The sequence below is a fragment of the Colwellia sp. genome, from assembly GCF_013215345.1.
GTDB lineage: Bacteria > Pseudomonadota > Gammaproteobacteria > Enterobacterales > Alteromonadaceae > Colwellia.
In genome coordinates this window covers 2,765-14,127 of record NZ_JABSOV010000100.1, presented here as the reverse complement: position 1 = coordinate 14,127, position 11,363 = coordinate 2,765, and the positions used below count along the sequence as shown (strand labels likewise).

Annotated in this window: 9 protein-coding genes and 1 pseudogene; 9 read left to right on the top strand and 1 reads right to left on the bottom strand. The window is 40.1% G+C overall.

All coding sequences use genetic code 11. The features are described 5' to 3' along the window. On the bottom strand, positions 1-1,766 hold a 1,766-nt coding region (gene leuS, locus HRT50_RS14025; RefSeq protein ID WP_291615530.1), incomplete at its 3' end, for a leucine--tRNA ligase. Between the two features lie 229 nt (positions 1,767-1,995). Here leuS and HRT50_RS14020 point away from each other — a divergent pair. From HRT50_RS14020 to HRT50_RS13980, 9 genes and pseudogenes are all read left to right on the top strand, one after another. Then, positions 1,996-2,481: a hypothetical protein gene (locus HRT50_RS14020; RefSeq protein WP_291615527.1), complete on the top strand. Its 486-nt coding sequence runs from the start codon at positions 1,996-1,998 to the stop codon at positions 2,479-2,481. Positions 2,482-2,666: 185 nt separating this feature from the next. Then, entirely contained in the window at positions 2,667-5,084 is a 2,418-nt protein-coding gene (locus tag HRT50_RS14015) for a Lon protease family protein (RefSeq protein WP_291615525.1), read from the top strand. A gap of 115 nt (positions 5,085-5,199) precedes the next feature. Further along, entirely contained in the window at positions 5,200-5,805 is a 606-nt protein-coding gene (locus HRT50_RS14010; RefSeq protein WP_291615523.1) for a hypothetical protein, read from the top strand. Between the two features lie 417 nt (positions 5,806-6,222). Continuing rightward, a complete protein-coding gene (locus tag HRT50_RS14005) occupies positions 6,223-8,046 on the top strand; it encodes a DEAD/DEAH box helicase (RefSeq protein ID WP_291615521.1) in 1,824 nt (607 codons plus the stop codon). A gap of 201 nt (positions 8,047-8,247) precedes the next feature. Next, positions 8,248-8,682 carry a tol-pal system-associated acyl-CoA thioesterase gene (ybgC, locus tag HRT50_RS14000; protein WP_291615519.1) on the top strand — a complete coding sequence of 145 codons (435 nt, stop codon included), beginning with the start codon at positions 8,248-8,250 and terminating at the stop codon, positions 8,680-8,682. Further along, on the top strand, positions 8,672-9,364 hold the full coding sequence (gene tolQ, locus HRT50_RS13995; protein WP_291615517.1) for a protein TolQ: 693 nt from the start codon (positions 8,672-8,674) through the stop codon (positions 9,362-9,364). The genes ybgC and tolQ overlap by 11 nt, the downstream gene beginning before the upstream one ends. Before the next feature lie 2 nt (positions 9,365-9,366). After that, entirely contained in the window at positions 9,367-9,792 is a 426-nt protein-coding gene (gene tolR, locus HRT50_RS13990) for a protein TolR (protein ID WP_291615515.1), read from the top strand. 1 nt (position 9,793) lies between these two features. Beyond that, complete coding sequence (gene tolA / locus HRT50_RS13985; RefSeq protein ID WP_291615513.1) at positions 9,794-10,738, top strand: cell envelope integrity protein TolA; 945 nt, start codon at positions 9,794-9,796, stop codon at positions 10,736-10,738. 113 nt (positions 10,739-10,851) lie between these two features. Beyond that, positions 10,852-11,363 (top strand): annotated as a pseudogene (locus HRT50_RS13980) (Tol-Pal system protein TolB); the annotation flags it as partial.

The following is an 11,363-nucleotide window of genomic DNA, read 5'->3' as shown; positions in this document are numbered from 1 at the left end:
ACATCACTTGGCGCAATCCAATCTTGTGCACCGTTGTCAGCTTCACGGTAAAAAGTTTCCGCTAGCACCATACCTTGGCATAACAGCTTTTTAAAAGGTTCATCACAGTCAACTAAACCGACATCACGTAATAATTTATGGAAGAAGCGTGAGTATAATAAATGTAAAATAGCATGTTCAATACCACCAATATATTGATCTACCGGTAGCCAATAATTCGCTTTGGCCGGATCTATCATTTGGGTATCGTCATTTGGTGAACAGTAACGTGCGTAATACCAAGAAGACTCCATAAAGGTATCAAAGGTATCTGTTTCGCGTAATGCTGCTTCACCGTTATAAGTTGTCTTGGCCCACTCTGGGTCATCTTTAATAGGCGAAGTGGTACCATTCATGACCACGTCTTCAGGTAATAACACCGGTAACTCACTTTCCGGTACAGGTACAGACTCACCATTAGCTAGGTTAACCATTGGAATTGGTGTACCCCAATAACGTTGACGGGAAACACCCCAGTCACGTAAACGGTAGTTAGTGGTAGTTTTCCCTTTGTTTTCGCTGACTAATTTTTCACTGATAGCTTTAAAAGCTTGTTCGAAATCTAAGCCATCAAACTCACCCGAGTTAATTAACGTCGATTTTTCTGTGATAGCGGCTTTGCTAATATCGTCAGACTCTTGACCGGCAATAACTTGCTCTATGGCTAAGCCATATTTAGTGGCAAACTCATAATCGCGTTGATCATGACCAGGTACTGACATAACTGCACCTGAGCCATAATCCATTAGTACAAAGTTGGCCGCCCATACTGGCACTAACTTACCGGTAAGAGGGTGAAGAGCTTTAAGGCCGGTATCAACGCCTTTTTTCTCCATTACAGCCATGTCGGCTTCAGTGGTTTTGCTGTTTTTACATTCAGCAATAAATTTCGCTAAATCGGCATTATCTTTCGCTGCCGCTAATGCTAATGGATGCTGCGCAGCTAAGGCGACATAAGTAACACCCATTAAAGTATCTGGTCGAGTGGTGTAGATATCAAAACTGTCGTCTGAATCTGCCACAGCAAAAGTCATCTCAACACCTTGCGAGCGACCAATCCAGTTACGTTGCATGGTTTTAACTTGCTCAGGCCATTCCGTTAACTTGTCTAAATCGTCAAGTAATTCTTCGGCGTAAGCGGTGATTTTGATAAACCATTGTGGAATTTCTTTACGCTCAACAATTGCACCTGAACGCCAGCCACGACCGTCAATAACTTGCTCGTTTGCTAATACAGTTTGATCAACCGGATCCCAGTTTACCGTGGCATTTTTCTTATAAACTAAGCCTTTTTCATAAAGCTTAGTGAAAAACCATTGTTCCCAACGATAGTAATCAGGCTTACAAGTCGCTAATTCACGGCTCCAGTCGTAACCAAAACCAAGGGATTGTAATTGATTACGCATGTAATCAATATTTTCATAAGTCCACTTTCCTGGCGCTGTTTTGTTTTTAATGGCTGCATTTTCAGCAGGTAAGCCAAAAGCATCCCACCCCATAGGCTGCATGACATTTTTGCCCTGCATACGCTGGTAACGGGAAATAACATCACCTAAGCTGTAGTTACGCACATGACCCATGTGCAATCGACCACTTGGGTAAGGGAACATTGCTAAGCAATAAAACTTTTCTTTGTCTGGATTTTCAATAGCTTGAAATGTGTTGTTATCAGTCCAAAATTTTTGTACTGTGGCTTCAATCGCTTGAGGATTATAAATGGCTTCCATTAAGGCTTTCTCGAATGCTTTTAAGGTGTTATCGACTTGTTGGCTATCTTCTCTGTTATAGAGTGCAAATTTGCATAAACAGCGGATAAATCGACGTTAGATTATCGCTGTAGAATACCTTATCTGGCGGGGTAACAACAAGCATAATTAAGCTTAAATTTTAACTTTTCCTATACTTAAACCTATAGTTAAAGTTCAACAGTCGCTGAACTCATAAGGGGAAATACTAATGGCACTTCAAAATGATTACTTTGCTGAAATCTATCAAAAGCTCAATGATTGGTTAGCTGAAGTCAAAACTGAGCAAAAGCCACACCTTGATGAGTTTATTAAACAGGCTAAGTTGTATGCTGGTGCAGCGGAAACGATGACTGAGGAAAAGCTGAAACAATTTTCCGACAATTTAAAATATGACTTGCATGATTTTTATCAATTAAATCGCTCACAAGCTAAACATTCGCTCTACCTTGGCTTATTAAATGAAACACTTTGGCAGAATCTCGCTCAGTTAACCGATAAGTCACAAGTTGAATGGGCTGAGCTGGTTGATGACTTTGACCATGATGGTCTCTATAAAAGTGGTGATTTCATTGGCTTTGGTGAGCTGCAATGTGAGCAGTGTGATGAAAAAATAACTATTTTGCATTTTAGTGAAATTGGCGACTGTGTTCATTGTGGCTCAACAGATTTTATTCGTCTGCCGCTCAACCCTTAGCTCTTAACTTTTATAATCAACTTGTTAGCTAAAATGTTAGCAAGTACACTAGCGACAAAATTACGATACCTTGATTTCGAAATGTATACTTTGATGCGCTACTTTCTCAAATTAGTTTCAAAATGTTTGCTTCGATACCTTATTTAGTAGACTCGTTACTTCATAACGCTCTTTAAAGGATTTATATGACTAAAACTCTTACTTGCCTTGTCGATCATACCCGTATTGGGGTTGATGAACTTACTTCTTCCTTATCAGTCGCCTTATTTTCCAATAATAAAGAAACAGTCAATAAAAACCGTGATTCCGGCGTGCAAGGCTTTGTTGGCCATGAGCGGGCAAAAGAGGCGTTGGAGTTTGGTTTATCAATGTCGACAATTGGTTTTAATGTTTTTGCTATGGGTGAGCATGGTACGGGGCGACAAACATTAATCAAACAAATGCTAACGTCCCTTGCTTCCGAGAAAACCGCACCTGATGAATGGTGCTATACCAATAATTTTGATGAAAGCCATATTCCTTTAACCTTGTCGCTAAAGCCAGGCGATGGTAAACAGCTATTAGTGAGTATGAATAAGTTTATCGATGGTTTACTGAGTTTATTCCCTGAGGTCTTTGATAACCCGGGTTATCAAAGACAAAAATCCGCCATTGATCGAGAGTTTAATAAAAAATATGATCAGGCCATCAGTATTGTTGAAAAAATTGCTTTAAAAGATAATGTGGTTTTATATGAAGAAAATGGCGAATTAGTATTTTCACCTTTGGTTGATGGTAAACCGTTAACTGATAAAGAATTCTCTAATTTAAATGAAGAGGAACGAAGCAAGTTTTACCAACTACTCGGTGAATTAGAGAATGTGTTGGCCGAGCAATTATTAGAGTTACCACTATGGAAACGACTGTCTTTTGACCAATTAAGAAAGCTTAAAAATGACACTGCTGAGCAAGCTATTAAGCCTTATATTACTGAATTAGAAAAAGAGTTTAGTAATAATCAAGACGTATTGAAATATTTAGATAAAGTAAGAAATCATGTAGTAGATGCAGTATTAGAGACGCTAGTCACAGAATCTGATGACATGCCAACGGATAAAGAGTTACGTAAATTGATGGTTGAGCGTTTTCTGCCCAATTTACTGGTGCCGCGTGATGACACACAAGGAGCTCCGGTCGTTTATGAGCAAAACCCAACCTATCAAAACCTCTTTGGTCATGTTGATTTTGCCAGTTTTCAAGGCAGTAGTTATACTAGCTATCGGTTAATCAGGCCTGGTGCTTTGCATAAAGCTAATGGCGGCTATTTATTATTAGATGCCGACAAAGTGCTAAGTCAACCTATGGTGTGGTCGCGTTTGAAACTAGCCTTGAAAACTCAACAAATTACCATTGAAAACCCTTATTCTGAATATAGCCCGCCAAGTGGTTATAGCTTACAGCCTGAAAAAATTCCTCTGCAAGTTAAAGTTGTGTTACTGGGTGATGCCGAAATTTATTATACCTTACAAGACTACGATCAAGAATTTACCGAACTTTTTCGGGTGTTAGCTGATTTTGATCGCCATCTAGATAAAACCGATAGTAATTTAATTGCCTTTGGTCAATTAATAAGGCGACGGGCTGAACAATATAATTACCCCGAGGTTAGCAATGACGCGGTATTAGAACTAGTTCGTTATGCACTGAGACGCAGTGCACATAAACACAAGATTTCAGCCAATATTGTGCAAATAAATGATTTACTAGATGAAGCAAATTATTGCTGGCAAAAGCAGGGTGGTACGGGTGAATTAACCGCACAACATATCGCTTTGGCACAAGCAGCGAAGAAGCACCGTATTGGTCGACTCAGTGAAACTTGGCTCAGTGAAATCAAAGAGCGGCAAGTCTTAATCCATACCGAGGGTGAGTATGTTGGTAAGGTCAATGGTTTAACCGTGTTAGAAATAGGTGATAGTGTTTTTGGCACTCCAGCCCGGATAACCGCAACCGTTTATGCGGGTAGTGAAGGTGTAACCGATATCGAGCGAGAGGTCGACTTGGGTAAGTCGATTCACTCCAAAGGGGTGTTATTGTTAACCGGATATTTAGGTCATAAATATGGACAAACCTTTCCAGTATCTATATCCGCCAATATAGCCATAGAGCAATCCTATGGGCATATCGATGGCGATAGTGCATCCATGGCTGAGCTTTGTGCACTTATTTCTGCCATTACCTTATTACCGATAGATCAAAGCCTAGCGATAACTGGCTCAATTAACCAACATGGTGAAGTGCAATCCATTGGTGGCGTTAATGAGAAAATAGAAGGCTTCTTCCAGTTGTGCCAAGACAAAGGCTTAACAGGAAAACAAGGGGTTATTATTCCACAAACCAATATCATTAACTTAATGCTTAATGATGAAGTGATAGCTGCAGTTACTCGTGGCGACTTTACTATACACGCCGTTGAGACTATTGACCAAGCACTGGAGCTATTAATGAATGTTGATGCCGGTGTTATTAGTCGAACAGGTCGTTATCCGCGTAAATCTATCCATGGGTTAGCCCTAGATAAACTGGAAAACTTTGCCGATATACTCAATGGACCCGAAGAGTAATATTGCCTTTTCATCTCCAGGTTAATAAATGAGCCATAACAGTTCAATAATTGCACTTTTCTAGGGTTTTTGTTATGGTGGTTTAGATAAAAATAACAAGCGGTATGAAATTAAAATGGAATTCTCGACGGAAGAACTGGATTTTTTCAATAATATTTTCACTGAAACATCAACAGATTGCATGGTTAGTGACGCTAAACACCAACTTAGTGTGCAAACTGATGTGCCACAATCGTTAAGACAAATTCTAGTGGGCAGTAAATTAACGCTACTAGCAGAAATTAGTCATTATCAATTGTGGTTTCCCGTCTCTCTAACGATGAGTAAAGCCGGTGACTTTTCGCCTAAACTAGGTACGCCAGAAATAATTGATGTTAATGGCAGTGAACGTAGTTGGCGGGTTAATACACCTAAAAATGTGGCAATTATCGACGTCTTTCATGATCAAAAAATTGAAGTTCTATCACTTTCTGCCACAGGATTAACATTCAAAATCCCTAATTCAGCAGAACATACGATAGATTTACAGCACTCTTCATTAGAAATGAGCTTAGCGGGAGAAGAGCCGTTAAAGTTAGAGCTTGATTTGGTTCGACACGACAACAATGTGGTAGCGGCTAAATTTAAAGACTTACAAGAGGGTAGGGAATCATTAAGAAAGTTTCTATTTAACTCACATAAAATAAAATACTCCAACCTTTATCAAGACATTATTTTATAAAGTTATTGCCAAGCCTTAAAAACTCTGTATAATGCGCGCCTCGATGACAGGTTGAATGAATTTCAGCCAAAGTTAGTCCGATAGTGACTTACTTATACCAACTAGCAATAGTTCATGGATGTATAAGTACATTGAGAATGAGTGGGGTTTTACCGCCCAATAGACTTGCCCAGCTAATTCGTCCCTAGAATTAGCAAGAAATATAGCGTCAATTTACGCTATGCGCCTAAAGTCTTCCTGGTGGTTTCCTCGTATATATTTTACGCAGGTTAAGACTTAGCAATTAAAATCAAATGCTATTAAGTGCAGCTAATTAACACCCGTTAATTTGGCGGCAGCTTGGTGATTGATTTTTATAATTACGCCCAAGTAATTATGCTCAAGTAATGCGCCTGCCTTGCGAAGATGAAAATTATTATGACTGATCAAAAAACTGAAACTGAAACTGTTACTGAAGCTGTAGCATTTGCCTCTCTAGGCTTACCTGAAAACTTATTATCTGCTGTTCTTTCTATTGGCTTTGAATCTGCTACCGATATTCAAGCACTCACCATACCACCATTACTTGCCGGTAAAGACGTATTAGGTGAAGCACAAACAGGTACAGGTAAAACTGCTGCCTTTGGTTTACCTGCATTAGCAAAAATTGATACTTCAATTAGAAAACCACAATTAATGGTTTTAGCACCTACACGTGAATTAGCAATGCAAGTTGCTGAAGCAATTGAGTCTTTCGGTAAAGACATGAAAGGTTTACGTGTTGCTACATTATATGGTGGCCAATCTTATGGACCACAATTTCAACAACTAGAGCGTGGCGCACAAGTTGTTGTTGGTACTCCTGGTCGTTTAATGGACCATTTACGTCGCAAAAGCCTTAAATTAGATGAATTACGTGTTTGTGTGCTTGATGAAGCAGATGAAATGTTAAACATGGGCTTTTTAGAAGACATACAGTGGATTTTGGATCACATCCCAAAAACTGCACAAATGTGTTTGTTCTCAGCAACAATGCCACCAGCGATTCGTAAAATTGCTAACCGTTTCTTAAAAGATCCTGAGCACATTAAAGTTGCCGCTGTTAAAAAAGCCAAAGCTAATATAACTCAGTACGCATGGAAAGTTAGTGGCATCACTAAAATGACTGCGTTAGAGCGTATTGCTGAAGTGGTTGAATACGATGCAATGATTATCTTTGTTCGTACTCGTAACGATACAGTTGATATTGCAGAAAAATTAGAGCGTGCCGGTTACCCTGCATTAGCACTAAATGGTGATTTGAATCAAACACAACGAGAGCGTTGTATTGACCAAATGAAATCTGGTAAATCATCTATCTTAGTTGCTACTGATGTTGTTGCTCGTGGTTTAGATATACCACGTATCTCATTAGTTATTAACTATGACTTACCTGGTGATAACGAAGCATATGTTCACCGTATTGGTCGTACAGGTCGCGCTGGTCGTGAAGGCATGTCAATTGCTTTTGTACGTCCACGTGAAATGTACTCAATTCGCCATTATGAGCGCTTAACGAATGGTACTGTTCTTAACTACGATTTACCAAATATTCAAGATATTGGTAAAATACGTATTGAGCGTACTCGTGTTGAAGTTGCTAAGATTGTTGCTGATAAAGATATCTCAAGCATGCGTGAAATTGTTGAAGCTATGGCTGCAGAGTCTGAAGTTTCTATGATTGACCTTGCCGCAGCATTACTTTTCCAAAAGCAAATGAAGCAACCACTACAACCAAAAGAAGATCCTAAGCCTCGTCGTGATGCGCGTGAACGTAACGACCGTAATGACCGTGGTAACGATCGTAACAGCCGTGGCAATGACCGTAACAGCCGCGGTAATGACCGTAATAGTCGTGGTAATGATCGAAATAGCCGCGGTACACGTGAAGAAAGACCTCGTAAAGAAAAAGTAAACCGTAACGATGTTGATTGGCAGACTTACCGCCTTGAAGTAGGTAAAGAGCATGGTGCACGTCCAGGAGATATCGTTGGCGCAATAGCTAATGAAATTTCACTTGATAGCAGCTATATCGGTGCGATTAACTTGCACGAGAAACATAGTTTTGTACAATTACCTAAAGGTATTCCTACAGACTTGTTCAATCAATTGAAAGGTGTACGTGTTCGTCGTCAACCTTTAGCTATTACAACTTCAGACGAAGTAGTAGTTAGCCAAAAGCGAGCACCTCGTCGTACTGAACGTGCACCACGTCATAGTTAATTGATGTGTGAGCACTAGTTGAAAAAGCGCCTTAGGGCGTTTTTTTTGTTTTTAGTTATAAAAGAAAAGCATTTTTAGTGGCTTTTCTACTTAAAAGTGTAAAATATTAACGCTACCACCTTGTTTGCCCATTGCTTTATCTATTACTATAGAGCCACCTAGCTTAAGTAATCATTCAATTTCATAATAATACTAATCGTCATGTCTGAAGAAGTACCTAAATCAACCACAGTGACAGCGCATAATTTCGCTATTCGTGTTTATTACGAAGATACCGATGCGGGCGGTATTGTTTATTATGCCAATTATTTAAAGTTTTTTGAACGAGCACGTACCGAGTGGTTACGAGAGATAGGAATAAATCAGCAATCTTTTTTGCAACAAAAGTTAGGTTTTGTGGTCAGAAAGGTTGAAATGGACAATCTTGCCTCAGCCAAACTCGATGATTTACTCGAAGTAAAGTCAACCATAATAACTTTGAAACGGGCAAGTTTAGTGTTTCAACAACAAATAACCAATCAAGCACAACAAGTACTTTGTACCGCTAAAATACGTGTTGCTTGCGTTGATTTTAGCCAGCATAAACCCTGTGCTATTCCCGAATCAATATTAGGAGCGTTTAAACGTGTCAGCTGAAATTTCCTTTTTCCACTTAGTCATGGAAGCAAGCTTATTAGTGCAATTTGTTATGCTTATCTTACTTATCTTCTCAATTATGTGCTGGGCGATGATCTTTCAGCGCAGAAAAATACTAAAAACAGCAGCATTAGAACTAAAGGCGTTTGAAGATAAGTTTTGGAGTGGCGCTGATTTAAGTAAACTCTATAGTGAAATCTCGGCTAAACCTCAGGTGCAAGGTATTGAAACCTTATTTATTGCAGGTTTTAAAGAATTTGCTCGCTTAAGAAAAAGTCATATTGATAATCCACAAATTATTGTCGATGGTACTCATCGTGCCATGCGTGTTGCTTTATCACGAGAAGTTGATAGCTTAGAAACTCATTTGCCCTTTATGGCAACTGTGGGTTCTATTAGCCCATATATTGGTCTGTTCGGTACAGTTTGGGGCATTATGACTTCCTTTGTCGCTTTAGGTGCGGTAAAGCAGGCGACACTTGCTATGGTCGCGCCAGGCATAGCAGAAGCACTAATCGCCACCGCTATGGGCTTATTTGCCGCGATACCTGCTGTTATATTCTTTAACCGTTTTAGTCATAAAGTAGAAAAGCTTGAGAACAGCTATGGCAACTTTATGGATGAATTTTCCAGTATATTACAACGACAATCTGCTGCGGAGCAATCTGCGAATAAGGCATAACTATGTACCAAAGAGTTAGACGCCGCAAAGTGGCTGAAATTAATGTTGTCCCTTATATCGATGTAATGTTGGTATTGTTGATTATTTTTATGATTACTACGCCGTTAATCACCCAAGGCGTTAAAGTTGACTTGCCACAGGCGGAAGCTGAGCCCCTTGATGCAGATAGTAAAACCCCATTAGTAGCGAGTGTTGATGCACAAGGTCGCTATTACCTAACCGTGGGGGCAAATGATAAAGAGCCGATGTCGGCAGAAGAAGTTGCGATATTAGTAAAAGCGCATTTAGCCCTTGAACCCGGAACACCGGTCGTGGTTAATGGTGATGGCGCTGTTTCTTACAATGCTGTTATACAACTTATGGTCATGCTGCAAACGGTTGCCGGTGTACCATCGGTAGGTTTAATGACCGACTCGGTAGGGGAATAGCGTGGTACAGCAACGAGCTTCTGTTTTTACTGCCAAATCAACTTTTCTTAAAGCCATCTGGTTCAGTATTGCTTTACATCTGGTATTGCTTTTTGGTTTGTTTGCCGGGGACTTCGCCTCCGCACCTAAGCCAAAACCAACCCCGTCAGCACAGTCTTTAGAGCCAATAAAAGCGGTGGTTATTGATAAAGCCAAATTTGAGCAAGCGATAAAAAAAATACAACGGCAGAAAACTGAACAACTCGATGCGGAAAAGCAACGTCTTAAAGCCGTAGAAAAGCGGGCAAGTGATGCTAAGAAACGCCGAGCGAGAGAAGAAGCGCGTATTAAGAAATTAGAACGTCAGCGTAAGAAAAAAGAACAAGAAAAAATTAAAGCCGACAAAGCGGCTAAGTCATCAAAAGCCAAAGCGGCCGAAGCTGAAAAAATACGCAAGCAAAAAGAGCAAGAAAAGCAAGTTTCTGAAAAAGCTGCTGCCGCAGCAAGATCTAAACGTTTAAAAGAAGAAGCTGCAGCGAAAAAATCCGAGCAGTTACGACTTGATAAAATAGCTGAGCGTAAGCGTCAAGAAATAGCAGCGAAAGAGCAGGCTATACAAGATGCTATGCTAGCGGAGCAAATGGCCGCTGAAATGGCGAGTCGTAATCAAGCACGTCAGCAGCAAGTGATGACAGAAGTTCAGCGCTATTCAGCGTTGATTACTCAAAGTATTAATCGTCATATGATCAAAGATCGCAGTACCATGGCAGAGAAGTCTTGTAAGTTAACTATCAGTTTGGCGTCTTCGGGCTTTGTAACCAACGTAAAAGTGGGGCAAGGCGATAAAACAGTATGTGATGCAGCGAAGAGTGCTATCTATAAAGCGGGTACTTTACCTGTCTCTAAAGACCCCGAAGTCTTTAAAGAAATGCGCAGAATAGCGGTAACCGTTGCACCTGAGTTCTAGTGCACATTAGCGAGTAAATGGCTTACCAGCAGAAAGTTTTTAGTGCACGATGTAATATTTCGTTAAGTATTACGCCTAAAAGTTCACAAAATTAAAGGGGATAGAATAGAGAAATGAGATTATTACCAAGCATATTAATCAGCGCAATTATTGCGTTAGCTTCACCTCGTGCGATGGCAGCACTAGAAATAGTCATTACCGGCGGTGTAGATAGCGCACGGCCAATAGCCATAGTACCTTTCCAATGGACAGGTACAGGTGAACGTCCAGAATCTCTGGCAAAAGTTATTAGTGATGATTTATTGCGCAGTGGTAAATTTAGTCCTATTTCCCCAAACAAGTTCCCCGAGATTATTACTGATGATAACAATATTGATTTCAGTGCCTGGGCTAGCTTAGGTGCTGAAGCCATTGTTATTGGTAAAATAAAAGAAATTTCAATAGGTCGTTATCAAGTAAGCTATCAATTAGTCGACGTTATTCGCGGTCAAATCACCGGCGGCCAAACGTCAATGCTCAGTAATGGTCAACTGGTTAAAGCACAAGACCATATCCTAGCGCAAAGCAGTGCCAATATTAACCCTAATCAAGCTCGTCGCTATGCTCACAGCATTAGCAATGTTAT

What these genes read in the sequence shown, in the direction of transcription:
- HRT50_RS14020 (WP_291615527.1), top strand. Translation starts at nt 1,996, where the DNA reads ATGGCACTTCAAAATGATTACTTTGCTGAAATCTATCAAAAGCTCAAT.
- HRT50_RS14015 (WP_291615525.1), top strand. Translation starts at nt 2,667, where the DNA reads ATGACTAAAACTCTTACTTGCCTTGTCGATCATACCCGTATTGGGGTT.
- HRT50_RS14010 (WP_291615523.1), top strand. Translation starts at nt 5,200, where the DNA reads ATGGAATTCTCGACGGAAGAACTGGATTTTTTCAATAATATTTTCACT.
- HRT50_RS14005 (WP_291615521.1), top strand. Translation starts at nt 6,223, where the DNA reads ATGACTGATCAAAAAACTGAAACTGAAACTGTTACTGAAGCTGTAGCA.
- ybgC (WP_291615519.1), top strand. Translation starts at nt 8,248, where the DNA reads ATGTCTGAAGAAGTACCTAAATCAACCACAGTGACAGCGCATAATTTC.
- tolR (WP_291615515.1), top strand. Translation starts at nt 9,367, where the DNA reads ATGTACCAAAGAGTTAGACGCCGCAAAGTGGCTGAAATTAATGTTGTC.